Origin of the sequence: Citrobacter sp. MGH110 (assembly GCF_001037515.1) — a bacterium.
Lineage (GTDB): Bacteria > Pseudomonadota > Gammaproteobacteria > Enterobacterales > Enterobacteriaceae > Citrobacter > Citrobacter portucalensis.
Genome location: NZ_KQ089830.1, coordinates 2,540,749 through 2,563,153 on the forward strand (window position 1 = coordinate 2,540,749; position 22,405 = coordinate 2,563,153).

A 22,405-nucleotide genomic window follows, 5' to 3' on the forward strand; every position below is an offset into this window, starting at 1 on the left:
TGGTTAAAACTTATTGTCAGTGATATTAGTGTGCGCTGGAGGTCACTTGTCGACCCGCGGCGCGATCCCAGATAACTGCCAGGACCACCATCACGACTGTTGGCATCAACCACGCCAGCCCCTGCTCCGCCAGCGGTAAACGCTGGGTCCAGGCCGGTAACACGTCGCCAATTGCAGAAGCTTTAATGCCATCAAGGATACCAAAAATCAGGCTGATAAACATCGCAGGTGCAATGACGCGGGAAGAATTATGCCACCATGAGCGGGTAAAGCTTAATACAACCAGTGCGATACATGGCGGATAGATAGCCGTCAGCACCGGAATAGAGATCTGAATCAGATGGCTCAGACCCAGGTTGGAAACCACCATCGAGAAGCCGCCGAGGATAAATACCAGCGTACGATAAGACAGTGGAACGTACTGGGCAAAGAACTCTGCGCACGCACAGGTCAGGCCAACCGCGGTGACCAGACAGGCGATGAAAATCAGCGCCGCCAGCAGGAAGCTTCCTGCACCGCCAAAGGTGTGCTGAACATACGCATGCAGAATCGCCGCGCCGTTAGCAGACTGATCGACCAGAATCGCGCTATCTGAACCCAGACGGAACAGCGCGAGATACAGCAGCGTTAAGCCCACACCCGCCATTAAACCCGCCCAAACGGTGTAACGGGTCAGCAGACGCGCTTCAGTAACACCACGCGAGCGAGCGGCGTTAACGATAACAATACCAAACACCATCGCGCCCAGCGTATCCATGGTCAGATACCCGTTCACGAAGCCATTAGAAAACGCCGCAGTTTGATAGGCTTCCATCGCATTACTGATCGGGCCAGCTGGCCAGATGATTGCAGCGACAGACAGGACCACCAGTGCCAGAATTTTCAGCGGTGCCAGGAAATTGCCCACCGTATCCAGCAGTTTGCCCGGATAAAGCGAAACCAGAATGACAATCGCGAAATAGATAACGCTATAGATAAACAGCGGCAACGCAGAGTCACCAGTCAGCGGTGCAATCCCGACTTCGAAAGAGACCGTCGCGGTACGCGGGGTAGCAAATAACGGCCCAACGGCCAGATAGCAAACGGTCGCCAGCAGCAGACCGGCAACTTTACCGATAGGCGTGCTCAGTCGGTCCACACCACCGCCGACTTTCGCCAGCGCGACAACGGTAAGCACCGGCAGGCCAACGGCCGTAATCAAAAAGCCAAAAGCCGCAGTCCAGACGTGTTCACCTGCCTGCAAACCAACCATTGGGGGGAAGATGATGTTACCTGCACCAACGAACAGTGCAAATGTCATAAATCCCAAAGCGATAATATCGCGCGATTTTAACTGATGGGTCATAAAGTCTTACTGCCTGTGGATGTGGTGTTGAAAATAGTAAATTTTTGCCTTTCCCTGGGGGACAATACAGCGGCATTTTTGCTCAATTCCAGCGGGAAACACTCCCGACCTGGCGCGGCGAAGAATAGTTTTTCGATTTACCGCGTAAATGCAGTCGGTATGACAGCACCTGGAGCGCAATTTAAACGCTTATAACGTTTTAAAGCAAGGTGGGATCCAAAAACCAGAACAATATAGCGATATGAAAAATAGGGTTAGCACAAAACACCATTTCATGGAAAAAGGTATGGGTAATAATTCGAACAAAAAACAATCAAACGTCGTAAAATTCAGGAGGCATCTATTGACCACATAAAAAAAACCAGCTTGCGCTGGCTTTTGGAAAGATTATCTTACGAATACGTCTTAGCCGTTACTTTTGGCAATGAAACGTTCCGGGATCATGAAACTAAATCGCGCCCCTTTGCCTGGTTCGCTTTCGATGTTCAAACGGCTGTCGTGGTGATGCAGCGCATGTTTCACGATAGCCAGCCCCAGCCCGCTACCACCCGTTTGTCGCGATCTCGCCTTATCCACACGATAAAAACGTTCGGTCAAACGTGGAATATGCTCGGGGGCAATGCCCGGACCGTTGTCTTCCACGCAAAACTCCGCCCCCGACGCCACATGATGCCAGCGTACGGTAATGTGCGTTCCTGCTGGTGTGTGGTTAACCGCGTTGTACACGAGATTCGAGATAGCGCTACGCAACTGCTCCTCGTTGCCTCGCACATTCAGGCTGTTATCGACATCAAAGGTAAACGTATGTTTATGCTGGCTCAGGGTTTGCGCTTCGTGCTCGATCACGCGCAGCATCATGGGTACATCGACTTTCTCATTCAGCTGCAACGTCGGCGCAGCTTCAATTTTTGACAGCGTCAGCAGCTGTTTCACCAGGCCTTCCATACGGTACGTTTGTTCACGCATGGTATGCAGTGCTTTTTCGCGCGTTGTCCCTTCCAGCGGATGCTCCTGCATCATTTCCAGGTAGCCTTGCAGCACCGTCAGCGGTGTGCGCAACTCATGGCTGGCGTTGGCGAAAAAGTTACGCCGTGAACCTTCCAGTTGGTGCATCTGGGTAACGTCGCGCGCCACCATCAACAATTGCTTATCGGTATAGGGCATCACGCGAATTTCCAGATGCCGTCCGGTATTGAGCACCAGATTGATTGGCCGGCTAAAATCGCGCGTTTTCAGATATTGTGTGAATTCCGGGTAGCGCAGCAGGTTAAGAATATTTTGCCCGCTATCGTCCGGCCAACGCAGTCCCAGAACCTGCTGAGCCAGTCCGTTACACCAGAAGATACCGCCTTCTTCGGTGGTCAACACCACCGCGTCGGGTAGGGATTCCGCCCCGCTGCGAAAACGTTTAATCAGGTTACCCAGTTCTCGACGGCGCTTTTTGTTGCGAAGCTGCATTTGATGCAGCCCATATAACAACGGCTCCCAACTGCCTCGCCCCGGCGGCGGCGTCATACTTCTGTCGACCCATAACCACCAGGATAAACGTAATAAATTCCAGAAATGCCAGATAAGCAGGCCCGTTACCGACGCCAGTAAAAACCAGGGCAGGTAACCGAAAAAAGCGCTAAGGATAAATGCCGGTATGCAGCACAGGATCAGCTCCAGTACCAACCTTTTCCATGACAATCGTTCTAGCAAACGTCTTACTCCATAAACGGCCTAATCCATCAGGCCCTGATTCTTGTCAGTCAGAAGCGGGTCGAAAAACGATATCCCGTCCCACGAACTGTCTGCACCATACGATCGTGTCCGCTGTGCTCCAGCGCTTTACGTAAGCGGCGGATATGCACATCCACTGTCCGGTCTTCTACGTAGACATTGGTTCCCCAGACATGATTGAGGAGTTGTTCACGACTGTATACGCGTTCGGGGTGAGTCATAAAGAAGTGCAACAGTTTGAATTCGGTCGGCCCCATATCCAGCGGTTCTTCGCCGGTCATTACGCGATGCGAAGTGGGATCAAGACTCAGCCCCTGCATCTCAATAACCTCTTCCACCGCCATGGGGGAAATTCGACGCAGCACAGCTTTAATACGCGCCACCAGCTCCTTGGGAGAAAACGGCTTGGTAATATAGTCATCCGCACCGGTTTCCAGACCCCGGACGCGATCTTCCTCTTCTCCCCTCGCCGTCAGCATCATCACGGGGATGTCCCGCGTCATGGCTTCGCGCTTGAGATGCTTAATAAACTGTAGACCCGAGCCGCCGGGAAGCATCCAGTCAAGCAGGACAAGATCCGGCCAGGGTTCATTGAGTTGGTTCACAGCACTGTCATAGTCTTCGGCTTCTACGGGTTGAAAACCGTTTTGCTCGAGCACGAAGCAGACCATTTCACGAATTGGAGCTTCATCTTCTACGACCAGAATACGTCTCGCCATGATTTGCCCTGTTTATAATTAAATCGTTTGCCATCAATACGGTGCCATTATGCGTCAGTTTTATGACAGATTTATGAAAAGATAGTCCAGGTTTAACGCAGCCAGACGAATTATGACAGCCCGGAGACAAGATATTACCGTCCCTGAAAGGTTATAATCCCCGCCACTGTTTTATCGTCATGGAACTCTTATGCGCATCCTTCACACGTCTGACTGGCATCTGGGCCAAAATTTCTACAGCAAGAGCCGCGCCGCTGAACATCAGGCCTTTCTCGACTGGCTGCTGGAGACGGCGCAATCCCAGCAGGTGGATGCCATTATTGTGGCGGGTGATATTTTCGATACCGGCTCACCGCCAAGCTACGCCCGTGAGCTGTATAACCGTTTTGTCGTCAATCTGCAGCAAACTGGCTGTCATCTGGTCGTGCTGGCAGGCAACCACGATTCCGTCGCCACGCTCAATGAATCCCGCGATATTCTGGCGTTTCTCAACACCACGGTCGTTGCCAGCGCCGGCCATGCGCCGCAGGTGCTGCCGCAACGTGATGGCACGCCGGGAGCGATCCTGTGTCCGGTTCCTTTCTTACGACCACGTGACATCATTACCAGCCAGGCCGGGCTAACCGGACAAGAAAAACAGCAGCATCTGCTGGGGGCGATCACCGACTATTACCAGCAGCAGTATCAGGACGCCTGCACGCTGCGTGGCGATCGAAACCTGCCCATCATTGCGACCGGGCATTTGACCACCGTTGGCGCCAGTAAAAGTGACGCCGTACGTGACATTTATATCGGTACGCTGGACGCCTTTCCGGCGCAAAACTTTCCACCCGCGGACTACATCGCACTGGGACATATTCACCGGGCGCAGGTTATCGGCGGGATGGACCATATTCGCTACTGCGGTTCACCGATTGCCCTCAGTTTTGACGAGTGCGGCAAAAACAAATGTGTACATCTGGTGAGCTTTGAAGCGGGGAAACTCAGCGCCGTTGAAAATCTCACCGTACCGGTCACCCAGCCGCTTGCGGTACTGAAAGGCGATTTAGCCGCCATTACCACCCAGCTTGAACAGTGGCGTAACGTGCCACAAGAGCCGCCGATATGGCTGGATATTGAAATCACCACCGACGACTATCTGCATGACATGCAACGTAAGATCCAGGCCTTAACCGAAGATTTACCGGTCGAGGTGTTATTGGTGCGCCGCAGTCGGGAACAACGTGAACGTATTATGGCCAATGAACGACGCGAAACGTTAAGCGAGCTAAGCGTAACGGAAGTTTTTGACCGCCGCCTGGCGCTGGAAGAGCTCGAGGAGCCTCAGCGTGAGCGGTTGAATCAGCTGTTTAGCGCAACCTTACACACGCTTGCCGGGGAGAGTGAAGCATGAAAATTCTCAGCCTGCGCCTGAAGAACCTCAACTCCCTGAAGGGAGAATGGAAAGTCGATTTCACAGCAGAACCTTTTGCCAGCAACGGGTTGTTCGCCATTACCGGGCCAACGGGCGCGGGGAAAACCACCCTGCTGGACGCGATTTGCCTCGCCCTGTACCACGAAACACCGCGCCTGAATACCGTATCACAGTCGCAAAATGACCTGATGACCCGCGATACCGCGGAGTGTCTGGCCGAAGTTGAGTTTGAGGTGCGCGGCGAAGCCTACCGCGCATTCTGGAGCCAGAACCGGGCGCGCAATCAGCCCGAGGGCAACCTGCAGGTCCCGCGCGTAGAGCTGGCCCGCTGCGCTGACGGTAAAATCCTCGCCGATAAAGTCAAAGACAAGCTGGAGATGACAGCCGAGCTTACCGGGCTGGATTACGGGCGTTTTACCCGTTCGATGCTGCTGTCTCAGGGGCAGTTTGCCGCCTTTCTTAATGCCAAACCGAAAGAGCGCGCCGAGCTGCTGGAAGAGTTAACTGGTACTGAGATCTACGGCCAAATCTCCGCCATGGTGTTTGAAAAGCACAAGTCAGCGCGTACGGAGCTGGAAAAACTGCAGGCCCAGGCCAGCGGCGTGGCGCTGTTAGCACCAGAGCAGGTGCAGTCCCTGACGGAAAGTTTGCAGGTACTTACTGACGAAGAAAAACAATACCTTACCAGCCAACAAACCCAGCAACAGCACCTCAACTGGCTTATTCGGCAAAATGAGCTTCAGACGGACATAAACCGCCATCAGCAGGCATTACAGGCAGCACTTCAGGCGCAAGAAGACGCGCAGCCGCAGCTGGCAGCGCTGAGCCTGGCGCAGCCGGCCAGAGCATTGCGCCCTCACTGGGAGCGAATCCAGGAACAAACGGCTACTATCGAGCGTACGCGCCAGAAGATTCAGGAAGTGAATACTCGCTTACAAAGCAGCTTAGCGCTGCGCGGGTGTATCCGTCAGCAAGCGCACACGCAATCGACCGTGATACTCGCCGAACAACAGACGTTAACCGACTGGCTGAACGAACATGACCGCTTCCGCTTATGGAGTAGCGAACTGGCAGGATGGAAAGCGCTGCTGGCGCAACAGTCCGACGCCAGCGCCCAGCTACGCCAGTGGCAACAGCTGCGGGAGAACGACACACGTAAGCTCGATGCACTGGCGCTTCCTGCGCTGACCCTTTCCCCGCAGGAAGTGACAGAAGCGCTGGTTCAACATGTGCAGCTTCGTCCATTACGCCAGCGCCTCAGTAATCTGCACGGGCAAATCGCCCCGAAGCAAAAGCAGCTGGCACAGCTACGCGCTTCACTGCTGCAGCGCCAGCAAGAGCTGACCCAGCGCAACACGGTACTAGCCGAGAAACGTCAGCGCTATAAAGATAAAAATCAGCAACTTGCCGATGTGAGACTCATTTGCGAGCAGGAAGCCCGCATCAAAGATCTGGAAAGCCATCGGGTATTACTGGAATCCGGCAAACCTTGTCCGCTTTGTGGCTCTACTACACATCCGGCTATCGCGCGTTACCAGACGCTTGAGCTGAGCGTAAATCAGGCACGACGTGAAGCGCTGGAAAAAGAGGTCAAAACGCTGGCCGATGAGGGTTCAACCCTGCGCGGGCAGCTTGAGGCGATAACGCAGCAACTTCAGCGCGATGAACATGAAGCACAGAGGCTTTCTCAGGAGGAGCAAGCACTTACTCAAGAGTGGCTGACCGTTACCGCCAGCCTCAACGTATCGCTACAACCGCAGGATGACATTGCCCCGTGGCTGGCCGCTCAGGAAGAGTACGAACAACAGCTTCACCAGTTAAGCTTGCGTCATACCCTGCAGGCGCAAATCGCCGCGCATACCGAACAGATTACTCAACTCCAACAGCATATTGACCAGCGCCAGGCGACGTTAACCTCAGAGCTGGACCGTCATGGTCTGGCCCTTCCGCCCGAGGACGAAGTCTCCCCATGGTTAAGCGAACGGGCGAACGAAGCGCAAATGTGGCAACAGCGCCAGAATGAACTGACCGAGATACAGGCCCGGATTGCCCAGCTTGCGCCGCTGCTGGAAACGCTGCCAGAATCAGAGGCTCTTTCTGAAATCATTGAGGATCTGTCGCTGGAAAACTGGCGGCAGGTGCACGACGATTGCCTCTCTTTACAGGGACAGTGGCAAACCTTGCAGCAGCAGGAAGCACAGGACGTTCAGCGCGCCGCAGACATTCAGGCGCAGTTTGATGCCGCATTGCAGGCCAGCATCTTTGACAATCGTGACGCCTTTATCGCCGCCTTGCTGGATGAAGAGACCTTCAACCGTCTTGAGCTGTTGAAACAATCGCTGGAAAACCAGCAACAACAGGCACAAACGCTGCTTAATCAGGCCCAGCAGGCGCTGGTGACTCATCAACAGCAGCAACCAACCGGGGTGGATCTCACGCTCACGGCACAACATCTTCGCGACACGCTGGCGCAGCTCACCCAACTGCTGCGGGATAACACCACTCGTCAGGGAGAAATTCGCCAGCAGCTCAGGCAGGATACTGAAAACCGCCAGCAGCAGCAGGCGCTGATGCAGGAGATTGAAAAAGTCGCGCAGCAGGTCGAAGACTGGGGCTATCTGAATGCGCTGATCGGCTCGAAAGAGGGAGATAAGTTCCGCAAATTTGCCCAGGGGCTGACGCTGGATAACCTGGTCTGGCTTGCCAACAACCAGTTAACCCGTCTGCACGGTCGCTATTTGTTGCAGCGCAAGGCCAGCGAAGCGCTGGAGCTGGAAGTGGTCGATACCTGGCAAGCCGATGCGGTGCGTGACACGCGTACGCTCTCCGGCGGCGAGAGCTTCCTGGTGAGTCTGGCGCTGGCGCTGGCATTGTCCGATCTGGTCAGCCACAAAACGCGAATTGACTCCCTGTTCCTCGACGAAGGCTTCGGTACGCTGGACAGCGAAACGCTGGATACCGCGCTGGACGCACTGGATGCACTCAACGCTAGCGGTAAAACCATTGGCGTGATCAGCCACGTCGAAGCAATGAAAGAACGCATTCCGGTGCAAATCAAAGTGAAAAAAATCAACGGGCTGGGCTACAGCAAACTCGACAACACTTTCAGAGTGGAATGACGCTGATTTTTCGACGTATTGATATTGCCGACAAGATCGGCAATATCATTTCCTGCATATTATTCTTACGCTTAAAAAACAACCGCTAGCGGTAAATCATATCAAAGGTCGCCGTGGCGTTGATTTCGCCGGCCCGCAAGTTTTCATTTAAACGTATGACGTGTGCTTTAAACGGCAGAGCGACGCTCCCTTCTACACCATTTTTTATCGTGGACAGGAGCTCGCCAAAATTCACTAACCGATCGTTATATAAAATTTGCACACCGATACCTTGCGCAGACGTCGGAGAATCAAGATCATTTAATGTCAGAATAGTGCTATCGCCTGCTGCCGTTGTACCAGAAAATAATACATTGACATTGGTATCCTGATCGCACGTCAAATCAATTTTAAAATCAACCGCATCACCAGTATCACCCGGGTTATTCAGACTGACAGTTTTAAAGTAACGCCCCAAATTAACAGAAATATTCTTACTATTAAGCACACAACTGGCACTGTTAACCACCACATCTGCATCGGTAAAGTTAATATGAAGTTGAGCGGCGGATTCATATATTCTGGAAGCACTAAATCGTGATAATTGCAAGGGAGTATCTGTAATAGGTTGCCCGGTTGAGATTAATCGCACCTCAAACATTGCCGATACATTTGTGTATTCACACCCCTTACATGTTTTATTACCTTCGGCCTTTGCCGGAGAATAAAAAATACGGGCATCACTTGGTGAGTAGCTTTTGCCACTATCAACAGACAACCACCAAATTTTAATCCCAATACCTGGGTTATTCGTCTGATAAACATATTCTTCAACACCATTTACCAGCGTCAATGATGAGTCATCATATCCACGATAGATTGGGTGCACCCCATTACAAAATATATCCGATTGATTTGGAGCACTAAGATAACCGCTATCCCATAGGACAGTTCCTGCAGGGACATCGCGCTGAGCGTTAATAGTCGGAACGGTGACCGTATAGGTTGCAGCTGTCGTATCATTTTTATAATAACATGAAGCATAACTTACCACTGACCAGTTTAGTACAAAAAATACAATCACATACCTAATGAAGGATATCATTATCACTTTCACCTTTATTTACACTCTGCCGCTAATATAGCAACGGCTTTGTTGGTAAGTTCATCGGCAGGAATAGCAATCTGCGCGGTACACTGCTGTGTTGCTTTCTCACCCCACTTCACCATAACGCGATCGCCTGCCGATACACCGGTTAAATAAACCTGTCCGTTATCACCCACGATACTGGCATAATTTTTTTCGTTTTCTCCTGTCAATGCCGCAAGCGCGCCGAAAGGAACGTTATTTCCATTATGTTGTAGCGATAACAAAACACGTATACCGGTGCGTGCAGAAAATGTTGCCAGTGTGACCGCACCACGCGAAGGAATCACCTGTTTGACGGGTTCCGCAATATCAACCTGAGGGTTACTTGCCGTATTCAATATAATGTTATTCGTTCGATAGGGTGAGGCATATGGAATGACGGCGTAGCCATAGGAATCAGTATATACACCGGTACTGTTTTCTACTTTAATATCAGGTTCATCGTCGGCATCGACTAAGGTCACCGTTTCAGGTAGCGACTGTGCTAAGGTAATCCCGCCAGCATGGCCGATAATCCCACCTTGTAACTTATAATTCACTTGCCGGCTGTTGTTGTCATAATTGTACCCACCAGAAACAGAGCCAAAAGAGCCTTGCCAGGTGGCATTCATACTTCCGTTCTCCCCCATTCCATTATTCCCCCAGGACTGCTGGAGATTATAATTGAGGTTATCATCCTGCAATGCAGTACCACTGATCCCAATCAGATGTTGCTGACTACGATGACGGTTATCTGTATAAGTATAATTCGCCCAGGCACTGGGTAACCATTTATCTAAGGGAATACTGACAGTAAATGAAACCTGCTCATCACGATGTGAGGTTGGCGTTTGCGTCAACGAATAGTTGAGCATAAATCGGATCCGTTCCCAGTTCTGGTTATAACCGACAGAAACCGTGCGCTCATATCCCGCCAGTCCCCAGTAATCTTGCTGATAACCGGAGATATAGAAAGAACCTAGCTCATTCAGGCTCTGGCTGATATTTACCTGAAAGCGGCTACGACGGTTATTGGTATTGCGATAAGCATAAAAACTGTCGTCATCAATATCGTTAGTTCGGTTATTTAACGTTTCCGTAAACGTATAAAAATTACGGGTAGAGTAACGATAACTCGCAAGCGTAAGATTGGTGTTGGTCGTATCGATATTCTTCGCATACTGGGCACGATAAGACATCCCCTGCCAGACGTTATCAGCCACTTCGCTTCTGGCCGTTGTGGCATCAAACGAAAACGCGCCAAAATCATGAAGATCGATACCAAAACCTAATGCCGCGGAACGATAAAAATCACTGCCCAACACGCCGCTATACACGGTAAAACCATAAGGCAACCCATAGATAAGTTGCGCTTCGACCAGATTAGGATCCTCTGATGTATCATTATTTTGGTAATGCCCGGCGGCAACGCTATATTGCAATGCCCCCTGTCGCTGCATGATAGGTAAAGAAGACGACGTCTGAACGAATCTACGCTCACTCCCATCAGCCTCCGTGATTGTTATATCGAAATCACTGCCGGAAGATACCTGCGGTACATCCGTAATTTCAAACGCCCCTGCGCTAACATAGGTTTGATAGAGGGTGTAGCCATTTTGCTTAATGGTCACCTTAGCATCGCTTTTCGCAATCCCCCGGATCACCGGCGCAAACCCTTGTTGGCTATAGGGCAGCATAGCGGTATCTGTTTGCAGACGAATACCACGAATCGGAAGGCTGTCAAAAATATCTCCCGCAGTAGAGCTATCGCCGAGCGTCAGTTGGCTACGCAGGCGCTTTATATCCCGCTGAATATACGTCGAAATGTTTTCCCAACCATCTCCGCTTTGGTAATTTCCATTGTTTCGTATGCGCCACGGCCCTACATTCAGTCCACTGTTTAAGCTCAGGTAATTTTGTGTCGACGAGCCCTGAGAGCTGTAGTGTGTTTTAGAGCCGCTATAGTAATAACCCAACAGGGCAGCAGGTATCCCATCATCCCAATTATCAGGGTCGATATACCCCTGCACTTCCTGATTAACAGCAACTTGCGGAACACGAATATCCAGCCGTTGTTGCTGAGTGGAGAAAGTCCAGGAAGCCTCTTCAATGTAACGTCCGATATCATCAACCGTGGCGTCATCAGACATCGTTTTCATCAATGGCATTTTGCTGACATTGACGCCATAGGCGGCCAGTTCTGATTTTTTTAACACGGGAATGAGTGCGGTATGGGCTTCATTAAGCACATACGTCACATTCTTTTTTTCAACAAAATGATTATTAAAATAAACAGAACTGAGGTAGACGCCTGGTGCAAGTGCATTATCGTCTAAAAAAGTACGGATCGTCTCTGCGCTGTCTATTGGGGAATCAAAACGTAGCGCATCAATATTAAACTCATCATCAGCAACTTGTGATTCAGCGATACAAAACGGACTACACAACATCAACGCGGTGGCAATAGCTGATAATTTCAATGAGAGTATTTCATGATAATTATTGATAGGCCGCATATTGTGGATATCCTTATCCGCCAAATTTAAAGTGACTTTTCCTGTTCGGAAGTGGCATTACCGTAGTCGTCGATTGCGCTCCACCGAACAGACTTAGCGTTCCCACCCGGTAGGGAATAGATCATTTTTGAATAGGGTGAAATCATCATAGACACAGCGGAAAGCGTATCTTTCGGCGGCTTTACCTCTTTGCCGTCAACGGTCATGTTATGCAAAGAAATATAATATGCCGTCGGGTTATCCACAGCCAAACGTCCACCTGAAACAGAAAATATCAGACTTTTGTATGCTTCTTGCGCGTCGCTTTTATTTAATCCTTTTGGTCGCCATATCAGCTTAATACGACTGCGGGTAGCCAATTGTAGCTTACTTTGTTGAACTAACACTTTAGGCGTCGCTTCGATAGACTTGATATTAGCCCAAAAAATTTGTTCACGATCTTTTGCCAGGATGCCATTTTTATCGACTGAGATAAAATGCAGGATATTCGTCTGTCCGCCAATAAGTTTAAATAACGGAGGAGTAATAATAAGAGGAGGCTTACTTTTATCATTCTTATCGAAGTTATCAACCCATGCCTGAACAAGCTGATTACCATTACCCGTGTTTTTTACCGTTGCCTGAACTTCATCCACATCTCCAGGATAAATAATACGTGTATTGCTAATTTGCACCCCTGCCAAAGCAGTGTTTTGAAAAAGAATGAATATTGCTGAAAACAGCAAACCAGAAATGTTGAGATTCATCATTCATCCCTTATGGCTAAATCTCGAAAAGAATTACAGGACATACCCTGATTATCCTATGGCATATCCTGTCTGAACTTACGTCACACCCACTCTACATCCCTTATGGATAGTAAATGGTATAGGTTGTGGTTGCGGCAAACTCGCCGCCTTTGATACTCGCCGGATCAACGGTTGCCACAACTTTTGATGTGAAGTTAAACGTCAGGTCATTTTCTTCGCTTGCCCCGGTCGTTTGAGCAAAAGCAGAGTTCGCTTCGTCGTTAAAAACGACTTTATCATTGCTGGCATCAGCGCCATAAACCACAATGCCAACACCGGTATCAACGCCGCCAGTAAGCGCTTTCAGCTGCGTATTTTCCGTTGCGGTATCACCTGCAAAGGTCAGGTTTACCACAGTATTTTCCGGGCACTTAGTCAGTTTAATTGCAAACGGCTGAACCTGAGACGCTTCTTCGCCAATACCAGCAAAGGCGTTCGTCCCCAGCGGGGTAAAGGGTACCTGAACATCTTCGCTGTTTGTCTCAACCTGGCAAGGCGGGTTAATAATAGTACCGGTAAAAGTGACGGTGCCCTGGTCATCAGTTAAATCTGCCGCATGCGCAACATTGATAGCTGCAACAAGCAACAAAGAGGCAGAAAGGAGTACTTTCTTTTTCATGTGAAATTTCCCTATAATAAATTTTATTATCTTTCGAATGCTGCCTCTGAAATTCCCGCCAAAGACTTTTGCATATAAAAATCCAAAACAGTCCTCAGAAGAGGTCCGAAAGATAGAATCTTATGCGTTCTAACCCAATGGATATTGTGGTCGGCATATATAATATAATATGATTTTTATTTCATCAATAGCACAAAGACAAAAAACAATACCATTATAAAACAGCAAGTTAAAATAAATTAATCACACAAAGAAAAACAATATTTAAATAATTTATAGCTATGCATTTTATATATAAAAAATAAATCACTATCGATTCATATTCGTTATGAATACAACAACCCATTCCCAACCAGAAACCGCCCATCAATAAAACATTATTTTAGTGTATTTTATATATTGAAAAGACTACAATTCCGAGTCCGTATGTTATCGGCATCTAACATGCAAATAATTGCTTTCAAGAATAATTGCAATCGTTCGTTCAGACTTCACAAATATGATAGCATTAGCCCTACTTAGCTGTTGTTGCTGTGTATGACAGGTGGTATGAAAAAAGTCATTTTCTCTTTAGCCTTGGGGACGTTTGGGCTGGGCATGGCCGAATTTGGCATCATGGGTGTACTCACCGAATTGGCGCGGGACGTGGGAATTTCCATTCCTGCCGCTGGCCATATGATTTCGTTTTACGCTTTTGGCGTGGTGCTTGGCGCGCCCATTATTGCACTCTTTTCCAGCCGCTTTTCGCTCAAGCATATTCTGCTGTTTCTGGTCACGCTGTGTGTGATTGGCAACGCCATTTTCACCCTCTCCTCCTCGTATTTTATGCTGGCGGTGGGTAGGCTGGTTTCAGGCTTCCCGCACGGCGCATTTTTTGGCGTTGGCGCAATTATCCTGTCGAAGCTCGCCCGCCCGGGAAAAGTCACTGCCGCTGTCGCGGGCATGATTTCGGGTATGACCGTTGCCAATCTGGTTGGCATTCCCATCGGCACCTGGCTGAGTCAGGAATTTAGCTGGCGCTATACGTTCCTGCTGATTGCCGTCTTTAATATCGCCGTGATGGTCTCGGTCGCTTTTTGGGTGCCCAACATCAGCGATGAAGCAAAAGGAAACCTGCGCGAACAATTTCACTTTTTGAAAAGCCCCGCCCCGTGGCTCATTTTCTCCGCCACCATGTTTGGTAACGCCGGGGTTTTCGCCTGGTTCAGCTATGTCAAACCATACATGATGTTCATCTCCGGCTTTTCCGAAGCGCTGATGACCTTCATCATGATGCTGGTAGGATTAGGAATGGTGTTGGGAAATCTGCTGAGCGGTCGGCTGTCTGGTCGCTATACGCCGCTGCGCATTGCGGTGATAACCGACTTCGTGATTGTGCTGGCTCTGCTGTTACTCTTTGCCTTTGGCGGGATCAAAGCCGCGTCGCTGACCTTCGCCTTTATTTGCTGCGCGGGCCTGTTTGCCCTGTCGGCACCGCTGCAAATTTTATTGCTGCAAAATGCTAAAGGAGGGGAGCTGCTGGGTGCGGCTGGCGGGCAAATTGCCTTTAACCTCGGCAGCGCGATTGGCGCCTACAGCGGTGGCATGATGCTGACGCTGGGCTTTGCCTACAACTACGTGACGCTGCCGGCGGCACTGCTGTCGTTTTCTGCGATGTCGTCACTGTTGCTGTACGGTCGCCTGAAGCGCGCAGTACCCCAGATGACACACGCTGCCGGATAGCATCTGCGCTACCCGGCTACGCGAACCTTACTCCTGCGGCCACAGCCAGGCCGCACCGCGTACACCGCTGGAATCCCCGTGTAGCGCCTTGCGTAGAGGCGTTTCGCATTCGCCGCCAAAGACAAACTGCTTAATCAACGTCGGAACGTTTTGATACAGTCGGTCGACATTACTCATTCCGCCCCCCAGCACAATGACGTCCGGATCGAGAATATTCACCACATGTGCCAGTGATTTCGCCAGACGACGCTCATAGCGGCTCAACGCCTGCTCCGCAAGAGCATCCTGCGCAGTAACAAGACTGATAATTTCATTGCCTTTGAGCTGCTTACCGCTCAGACGCTGGTAGTCGGTGGCAAAGCCGGTCCCGGAAATGAAGGTTTCAATGCAGCCTTGTTTACCGCAATAACAGGGGACTTCCTGTCGGAACAGCAGCTCATCTTCGTCCATCCATGGCAGCGGATTATGCCCCCACTCGCCCGCGGTACCGTTACCACCCGTGTGCGCCCGACCATTCAGTGCCACGCCTGCGCCACATCCGGTGCCGATAATCACCGCAAACACGGTTTGCGCCCCGGCCGCCGCACCATCCACCGCTTCTGAAACCGCCAGACAGTTGGCATCATTTGCCAACCGCACTTCACGATTCAGACGCGAACTCAGGTCTTTGTCAAAAGGTTGTCCGTTAAGCCAGGTCGAGTTGGCATTCTTTACCACCCCGGTGTAAGGCGAGATTGAACCTGGAATGCCCATTCCCACGGTTCCCGTCTGCCCGGTGGCGTTTTCCGCCATCTCCACCAGCGTGGCGATGGTTTCTATCGTTTGCCGATAATCATCACGCGGCGTGGGCAGGCGATGGCGAAAAAGCTGTTCGCCCACCTCGCCAAGCGCAATAACTTCCGTTTTCGTACCGCCCAAATCGATACCTATACGCACTGTTTGCTCCTCTTCCCGATTAACAATGCAAGCATAGCGACAATTCGCTATCATGCCCGCTGGATTTAACGACAAGGCCGTGGAAATTATCATGCTGTGGTTCAAAAATTTAATGGTTTACCGTCTTAGCCGCGATGTTTCTTTGCGTGCCGAAGAGATGGAAAAACAGCTGGCATCAATGACGTTCACCCCTTGCGGTAGCCAGGATATGGCAAAAATGGGCTGGGTTCCGCCGATGGGATCGCACAGCGATGCATTAACGCATACCGCCAATGGCCAAATTATTATCTGCGCCCGCAAAGAAGAAAAAATTCTGCCGTCGCCGGTTATCAAACAGGCGCTGGAAGCCAAAATATTCAAACTGGAAGCTGAGCAAGGTCGCAAACTTAAGAAGACCGAAAAAGACTCGCTGAAAGATGAAGTTCTACACTCATTGCTGCCGCGCGCCTTTAGCCGCTTCAGCCAGACAATGATGTGGATCGATACCGTCAACGATCTGATCATGGTTGATTGTGCGAGCGCGAAAAAAGCCGAAGATACGCTGGCGCTGCTGCGTAAGAGTCTCGGTTCGCTGCCGGTCGTTCCGCTGACGATGGAAAACCCTATTGAGCTGACGCTGACCGAATGGGTTCGCTCCGGCACCACGGCGCAGGGCTTCCAACTGCTGGATGAAGCTGAACTGAAAGCGATCCTTGAAGACGGCGGTGTGATCCGCGCGAAAAAACAGGATCTGGTCTGCGACGAAATCGCCGTGCATATCGAAGCGGGCAAACTGGTCACTAAGCTGGCCCTCGACTGGCAGCAGCGCATTCAGTTCGTTATGTGTGACGACGGCTCCATTAAGCGCCTGAAGTTCAGCGACGAACTGCGCGATCAGAATGAAGATATCGACCGCGAAGATTATGCTCAGCGTTTTGATGCCGATTTCATCCTGATGACAGGTGAACTGGCGGCGCTGATTAAAAGTCTGGTGGAAGGATTAGGCGGCGAAGCACAACGTTAAGCCGTGTTTAGCGAATGGCGACTCAATATCGCCATTCGTCATTTTTACGCTTACAGGTAACGGCAAAGATAGGATGTTGGCTCTGCTACCTGCAGATGAAACTCGCTGTTGCCCGGTACGTTAAACACGTCTCCTGCGGCATACACTTTCCACTCGGTTTCCCCTGGCAGCAGCACGTTCAGTGCGCCACTAACTACCGTCATCTCTTCAGGTGCCGCAGTACCAAAGGTATATTCACCTTCAGCCATCACGCCTACACTGGCGCGGCCAGTACTGCTGCTGGTAAAACCGATCGATTTTACTTTGCCGGAAAAGTATTCATTACTTTGAAGCATACAACTGGCCCTATCTCGTGATTAAGTTAGGAACCAATATAGGGGGCTGACGTTCCACCTGTCACGCAAAATTACGCCAGCAATTCCGAAGCCAGTCGGGCAATCAACACATTGGACAGCAGAACCGGGACATCCAGCGACTTTTGCAGTAAATCACGATGACGTTGATGAAACCCCAGGCAGTCCAGCATAAGAACATCAGCACCTTGCTCAAGGAGATATTTCCCGGCATCAATCAGCTGTTGTTCAGAACCTTCTACTGGATTCGCCACGGCGTACACTGGCGGAGTTTGTAACACCTGCCACTTTTGTGTCTGGGCTTTGAGCAATTCAGCAACAGGTACAATGACCCCAACCTGATGCCCTTCGACAATCGAAGCCACTAACGGGGGAATAATGCGTATAGGTTCCAACAAGATACTATTGCGGGCGGTCAGACGGGTAATTGAGGCGGTACTCATCAGCAGGATCACATCAAATCCCTGATTATCGAGAACTTCCACAATGCTTTGCAGCGAGCGTTCCACTTTCTGACGTGAGACATGAGCAAGTTGGTGGTCGCTAAGCAGCGTTAATAACAGCTCGTCACCGGGTGAAGCTCCGTACTCAGCCATCACATCTTCTCGCTGCATCTGCCCCAGCAGACTGTGGTGAGTAATGTGCTGTTCATCAATATATTCCGTCAGGAGCGGTAACATCTCACACATCGGCACAACGCCAATCGTGAGGATAGCCAACGACGTACTCATTTGTTGCTCCACCGTCTTCTTACTTTGCTGTGAAATCCCGGATAAGTGCCGGGCGCTGACCTGTGCTACAAATGCTCAAAAGCGTAGCAGTAGATCGGCGGTGTATTGTGTAAAGATTCCAGATCATTCCAGTACTGGATTGTTATTGTTTAATTTTCAATTTTTACTGTATACGGCGAAATTTAAAATAATGTGATGTACGCCCGGACTGGCACTTTTAAGACTCGTGCCAGAGCGGTCTTCATATCAGGTTTTATCGGGGTCTTCGTAGCGTTTTTTAGCATCCATCGCTTCCTGAGCTGAAGGATGCTCACTGATCAACGAATTCGGTTTAGGGTGGTCGGCACGAAGTTGATACCAGGTTACCGTCTGGCCTGGCGTCCCTTTTTCAACCGTAACAATGGTCGCTTGACGTGGGTAAGGTGGTTGTGTCGGCATAGTTCTTCCTTTTCACTGGATGAACATTAAGTATAGACACCGCCCTGCAACCGTGGCGCTGCCTGCGCCAGTATCCCAAGAATGTCTTCCACTACCTGCGAAGGCGGATTGGTGGCATCAACGATATAGTGCGCAGCCTCACGATACAGAACATCACGCTGGGCGAGCACTTCCTGAACCTCTTCGGTCAACGGTTTGCCGGTTAGAGTCGGTCGTAATCCTTCTTCAGGCGTGGCCTCCAGACGATCAACCAGTACCGATACCGGTGCGCTTAGATAGATAACCACGCCGTGGCTGCGCATGTAATGACGATTAAATTCGGTAAGAATGATACCGCCGCCGGTCGCAACAACCGTGGCAGGAGCGGTGACAGCCTGCAGAGCGGTCGTTTCCTGGGCACGAAACCCTTCCCATCCTTCTCTTTCGACGATTTCCGCCACGGTCATTTGCACGTGCGATTGCAACCAGCGATCGGTATCAACGAACTGGAAATCAATAGCCTTTGCCAGCGCCATACCGGTTGTCGTCTTACCACACCCCCGGGGGCCAACAAGAAAAAGAGGTTGCGTCATCACAGAATTTCCCCAGAGAGCCGCCAACAAGCGGGATCTGATGCGGTTAAAAATATAATCATATCATCAAACTAGTACATCGCCAAAACTGTAAAGAAAAAATTACAGAAAGAATGGCGAGATGAGTTAACCCCTACTATAACAAGAATTCACAATGAATAAAGTGTAAATAATAAATTACACACCCTATTTTCTACGCTGAACTTCCAGCCACCACTTATCCAGTTCAGCCGCAAAATGCTGTCTGTCGCGGGGCGAAAGGCTGTCCGGCCCCCCGGTCTGGATACCGCTGGCTCGCAGTGTATCCATAAAATCACGCATCATCAGACGCTCACGGATCGTCGCTTCGGTATAGCGTTCGCCGCGCGGGTTAAGCGCCGCCGCACCTTTTTCAATCACTTCAGCCGCCAGCGGAATATCTGCCGTTATCACTAAATCACCGGCGCTGCACTGACGCACAATCTCGTTATCAGCCACGTCAAAGCCCGCAGGCACACGTAATGTGCTGATGAAACGCGAAGGCGGGACGCGCAGGCTTTGGTTGGCCACCAAAACAAGCGGCATTTGCATGCGCTCAGAGGCGCGGTACAAAATGTCTTTAATCACATTCGGACACGCATCGGCATCCACCCATATTGTCATAACTTCTCCCCACTGGTGTGCTGTCGCACATTGTCGCGTGCTTTTACTTTCAGGCAAAGTGCTGTTTCTCCTTCTGAACATATTCATTCCGCGCTAAGCTTAGCTTTCCCAGATTTACCCTAAATAATTCGGGTTGCAGGCAGGCGGCAAGAGAGTGAGTCCCGATGAGCTTACTCTGGTAAGTAATTCGGGTGAGCGAACGCAGCCAACGCACATGCAACTTGAAGTATGACGGGTATAAAACAATGAATATCATCCATAGGGAGTGACAAGATGGACAAGAAAATTGGTTTTATCGGCTGCGGTAATATGGGCAAAGCCATTCTTGGCGGCATGATCGCCAGCGGTCAGGTTCTCCCCGGACAAATCTGGGTCTACACCCCTTCCCCCGATAAGGTCGCCGCGCTACACGACCAGTACGGCATTAATGCGGCGCAGTCTGCACAAGAAGTCGCGCAGATCGCTGATATTGTTTTTGGGGCCGTAAAACCAGGCATCATGATTAAGGTGCTGAGCGAAATTACCTCCAGCCTGAACAAAGATTCCCTTGTCGTCTCGATTGCCGCCGGTGTTACCCTCGATCAGCTTGCCCGCGCGCTGGGTCATGACCGTAAAATCATTCGCGCGATGCCAAACACGCCATCGCTGGTGAACGCCGGAATGACCTCCGTCACGCCAAACGCCTTAGTCACGCCGGAAGATACGGCCGACGTGCTCAATATCTTCCGCTGCTTTGGCGAAGCTGAAGTCATTGCGGAGGCAATGATTCATCCGGTCGTTGGCGTCAGCGGTTCAGCACCGGCCTATGTATTTATGTTTATCGAAGCGATGGCAGATGCCGCCGTTCAGGGGGGGATGCCCCGCGCACAGGCTTATAAATTTGCAGCACAAGCGGTAATGGGTTCGGCGAAGATGGTTCTGGAAACGGGTAAACATCCTGGCGAATTGAAGGATATGGTGTGCTCGCCAGGTGGAACCACCATTGAGGCGGTACGCGTCCTGGAAGAACGCGGTTTCCGTTCATCGGTGATTGAAGCGATGATTAAGTGCATGGAGCAGTCGGAAAAACTCAGCCGCTCCTGAGTTAACACCGCCGGACGTCAGGCCGCCGCTTCAGTGCGGTTACGTCCGGAATTCTTTGCTTTGTAGAGAGCCATATCTGCTGATTTTAACCATTCTCGATAGTGTTCAGTTTCAGACGTCAGCGGCGCAACGCCCACGCTAATGCGCAGGTCAACCTGCGGCGCGCAAGATAAACGCAGTTGGGTAAGCCGTTCGTGAACACGAGACATCGCTGCAATCGCGCTGCTCGCTGACGTGCCACACATGATTACCGCAAACTCATCACCGCCAAAGCGACCAATCACATCGCTACCGCGTAAGGTCATCTGTAACTGGCGGGTCAGTGCAACAATGGCCTGATCCCCGACGTCATGGCCCCAGGTATCATTGATACTCTTAAAATGGTCGATATCGATGATAAGGAGCGTGGCATCACGCTGATGGCGGCGGCAATTATCAAATTCATTCCGCAGCAACAGTTCCCAATGACGTCGGTTATAAACCCCGGTCATCCCATCTCGCGTACTCATAACCTGTAAGCGACGTTTATGTTCTGCCAGCCTGATGAGCGTCTGGTAACTCACCCAGGCAAATAGCAACGGGTAAACCACTAACACCGGCAGCGACAGCAGCACACTCAGTTGCGTACTGCTAAAAGCCACGGGAATATCCGTTAACTGTAACGTCACCAGGCAGGAAACCACCATCAACACGGCGCCTGCGATGAAGACACGCATACCCCCTGCGCCCATCAGGTTGATACAGATAATCATCAACAGCGCCGTGGATGGCAGCAAGTTTATCCCCATAATCCCCATCCACATCCCGGCGAGGATGGCATCGGCTTTTAAGTTGGTATATTCGCTATGCAGTGGATCGATAGCTTTACTTGCCAATTGCCATGCCAGATGCGGCCAGACAAACGCCCATCCCACCAGCAAAAGCCACCAGCCTCCGGTTATTGGCTGAGAAACTAATACCGACGCGATAGGGAAAAACATTCCCCCCAGTCCCACCGCTCGCGGCAGCCTGATTCGTCGGGCAAATCGCAGACCGGAACGTTGGTGGTCATTTTGATGAAGCAATATAAATGCTTCATTCGGGACGACCTTCTTTTGATAAAAGTTTTCATCATTCATCGTATTTGGGAATATTCTGAAACAAATTTCCCAAATTATAGGAAGGGGTCTGGTGGCGGAAGTATGATATTTCGGGTGAGCGATTTTACCTGCTCACCCGGAAGTGCTAAGCAGATTTTTTCAGGCAAGCGCTCATAAACTTATTACGATCATCGCCTTTCAGAGACTGCTCCGTCGCCTTGACGTTGCATTCACGCATTTTCTGCTGCTGCGGCGTCAGGCTCTTTTCCTCAGGCGCAGATTTACTGTTTTTCAGGCAATCACTCATATAGGTCTTACGCGCATCCCCTTTTAAGGTCTGCGCCGTGGCCTGCTGATTGCAGGTGGTCATACGCTGTTGTTGCGGGGTTAACGTCTTCTCGGCAGCACCGACGGTAGTTAAAAAAATAAGGCCAAAGAGTAACGTCATTAATAATGTAATTTTCATAGCACCATCCTTTTCTGAACGACGACACAC

General features: G+C 50.6%; 20 protein-coding genes. 5 read left to right on the forward strand and 15 right to left on the reverse strand.

The window, feature by feature from the left end; all coding sequences use genetic code 11:
• Positions 1-25 precede the first annotated feature (25 nt).
• The 3 genes from brnQ to phoB all read right to left on the reverse strand — a co-directional run bounded on the left by brnQ (position 26) and on the right by phoB (position 3,786).
• Positions 26-1,345: a branched-chain amino acid transporter carrier protein BrnQ gene (brnQ, locus tag SK38_RS12100; RefSeq protein WP_048226310.1), complete on the reverse strand. Its 1,320-nt coding sequence runs from the start codon at positions 1,343-1,345 to the stop codon at positions 26-28.
• A 405-nt stretch (positions 1,346-1,750) separates the two neighbouring features.
• Entirely contained in the window at positions 1,751-3,046 is a 1,296-nt protein-coding gene (gene phoR / locus SK38_RS12105) for a phosphate regulon sensor histidine kinase PhoR (RefSeq protein ID WP_048235981.1), read from the reverse strand.
• Between the two features lie 50 nt (positions 3,047-3,096).
• Entirely contained in the window at positions 3,097-3,786 is a 690-nt protein-coding gene (gene phoB, locus SK38_RS12110; RefSeq protein WP_003830970.1) for a phosphate response regulator transcription factor PhoB, read from the reverse strand.
• Positions 3,787-3,976: 190 nt separating this feature from the next.
• Here phoB and sbcD point away from each other — a divergent pair, with 190 nt between their 5' ends.
• Positions 3,977-5,179 (forward strand): exonuclease subunit SbcD, encoded by a 1,203-nt coding sequence (gene sbcD, locus SK38_RS12115; RefSeq protein WP_048235982.1) that lies wholly within the window; start codon positions 3,977-3,979, stop codon positions 5,177-5,179.
• Positions 5,176-8,319: an exonuclease subunit SbcC gene (gene sbcC / locus SK38_RS12120; RefSeq protein WP_048235983.1), complete on the forward strand. Its 3,144-nt coding sequence runs from the start codon at positions 5,176-5,178 to the stop codon at positions 8,317-8,319. Before sbcD ends, sbcC begins: the two co-directional genes overlap by 4 nt.
• Before the next feature lie 85 nt (positions 8,320-8,404).
• On the opposite strand, the gene SK38_RS12125 is transcribed toward sbcC, so the two are convergent.
• The 4 genes from SK38_RS12125 to SK38_RS12140 form a co-directional block, all read right to left on the reverse strand.
• The gene (locus tag SK38_RS12125; protein ID WP_048235984.1) at positions 8,405-9,403 is read right to left on the reverse strand and encodes a fimbrial protein; all 999 of its coding nucleotides are present in this window, start codon (positions 9,401-9,403) and stop codon (positions 8,405-8,407) included.
• Positions 9,404-9,417: 14 nt separating this feature from the next.
• Positions 9,418-11,943 (reverse strand): fimbria/pilus outer membrane usher protein, encoded by a 2,526-nt coding sequence (locus SK38_RS12130; RefSeq protein ID WP_053069340.1) that lies wholly within the window; start codon positions 11,941-11,943, stop codon positions 9,418-9,420.
• 26 nt (positions 11,944-11,969) lie between these two features.
• Entirely contained in the window at positions 11,970-12,692 is a 723-nt protein-coding gene (locus SK38_RS12135) for a fimbrial biogenesis chaperone (RefSeq protein ID WP_231587315.1), read from the reverse strand.
• Positions 12,693-12,792: 100 nt separating this feature from the next.
• Positions 12,793-13,350, reverse strand: coding sequence for a fimbrial protein (locus tag SK38_RS12140; RefSeq protein WP_048235986.1), 558 nt, complete (start codon positions 13,348-13,350; stop codon positions 12,793-12,795).
• Between the two features lie 549 nt (positions 13,351-13,899).
• On the opposite strand from SK38_RS12140, the gene araJ reads away from it, so the two are divergent.
• The gene (araJ, locus tag SK38_RS12145) at positions 13,900-15,072 is read left to right on the forward strand and encodes an MFS transporter AraJ (RefSeq protein WP_048235987.1); all 1,173 of its coding nucleotides are present in this window, start codon (positions 13,900-13,902) and stop codon (positions 15,070-15,072) included.
• Between the two features lie 27 nt (positions 15,073-15,099).
• Here the strand turns inward: araJ and mak are convergent, their stop codons facing one another.
• Positions 15,100-16,008 (reverse strand): fructokinase, encoded by a 909-nt coding sequence (gene mak, locus SK38_RS12150; RefSeq protein WP_048235988.1) that lies wholly within the window; start codon positions 16,006-16,008, stop codon positions 15,100-15,102.
• A gap of 91 nt (positions 16,009-16,099) precedes the next feature.
• Here mak and rdgC point away from each other — a divergent pair, with 91 nt between their 5' ends.
• Complete coding sequence (rdgC, locus tag SK38_RS12155) at positions 16,100-17,011, forward strand: recombination-associated protein RdgC (protein WP_003021479.1); 912 nt, start codon at positions 16,100-16,102, stop codon at positions 17,009-17,011.
• 50 nt (positions 17,012-17,061) lie between these two features.
• Here rdgC and ppnP read toward each other — a convergent pair whose 3' ends face one another.
• The 5 genes from ppnP to SK38_RS12180 form a co-directional block, all read right to left on the reverse strand.
• Positions 17,062-17,346, reverse strand: a complete 285-nt coding sequence (ppnP, locus tag SK38_RS12160; RefSeq protein WP_003021477.1) for a pyrimidine/purine nucleoside phosphorylase — start codon at positions 17,344-17,346, stop codon at positions 17,062-17,064.
• A 71-nt stretch (positions 17,347-17,417) separates the two neighbouring features.
• A complete protein-coding gene (locus SK38_RS12165) occupies positions 17,418-18,095 on the reverse strand; it encodes an AroM family protein (RefSeq protein WP_003830963.1) in 678 nt (225 codons plus the stop codon).
• A gap of 246 nt (positions 18,096-18,341) precedes the next feature.
• On the reverse strand, positions 18,342-18,533 hold the full coding sequence (gene yaiA / locus SK38_RS12170) for a protein YaiA (protein ID WP_003021472.1): 192 nt from the start codon (positions 18,531-18,533) through the stop codon (positions 18,342-18,344).
• Positions 18,534-18,559: 26 nt separating this feature from the next.
• The gene (gene aroL / locus SK38_RS12175) at positions 18,560-19,105 is read right to left on the reverse strand and encodes a shikimate kinase AroL (protein ID WP_008783910.1); all 546 of its coding nucleotides are present in this window, start codon (positions 19,103-19,105) and stop codon (positions 18,560-18,562) included.
• 186 nt (positions 19,106-19,291) lie between these two features.
• Positions 19,292-19,747, reverse strand: a complete 456-nt coding sequence (locus tag SK38_RS12180; RefSeq protein ID WP_008783909.1) for a YaiI/YqxD family protein — start codon at positions 19,745-19,747, stop codon at positions 19,292-19,294.
• A gap of 273 nt (positions 19,748-20,020) precedes the next feature.
• Between SK38_RS12180 and proC the strand changes: the two genes are divergently transcribed.
• On the forward strand, positions 20,021-20,830 hold the full coding sequence (gene proC / locus SK38_RS12185; RefSeq protein WP_003021462.1) for a pyrroline-5-carboxylate reductase: 810 nt from the start codon (positions 20,021-20,023) through the stop codon (positions 20,828-20,830).
• A gap of 17 nt (positions 20,831-20,847) precedes the next feature.
• Here the strand turns inward: proC and adrA are convergent, their stop codons facing one another.
• Together adrA and psiF are read right to left on the reverse strand one after the other, a co-directional pair.
• On the reverse strand, positions 20,848-21,963 hold the full coding sequence (gene adrA, locus SK38_RS12190; RefSeq protein WP_095533161.1) for a diguanylate cyclase AdrA: 1,116 nt from the start codon (positions 21,961-21,963) through the stop codon (positions 20,848-20,850).
• A gap of 91 nt (positions 21,964-22,054) precedes the next feature.
• Positions 22,055-22,375, reverse strand: a complete 321-nt coding sequence (psiF, locus tag SK38_RS12195) for a phosphate starvation-inducible protein PsiF (RefSeq protein ID WP_003830956.1) — start codon at positions 22,373-22,375, stop codon at positions 22,055-22,057.
• Positions 22,376-22,405: the final 30 nt, after the last annotated feature.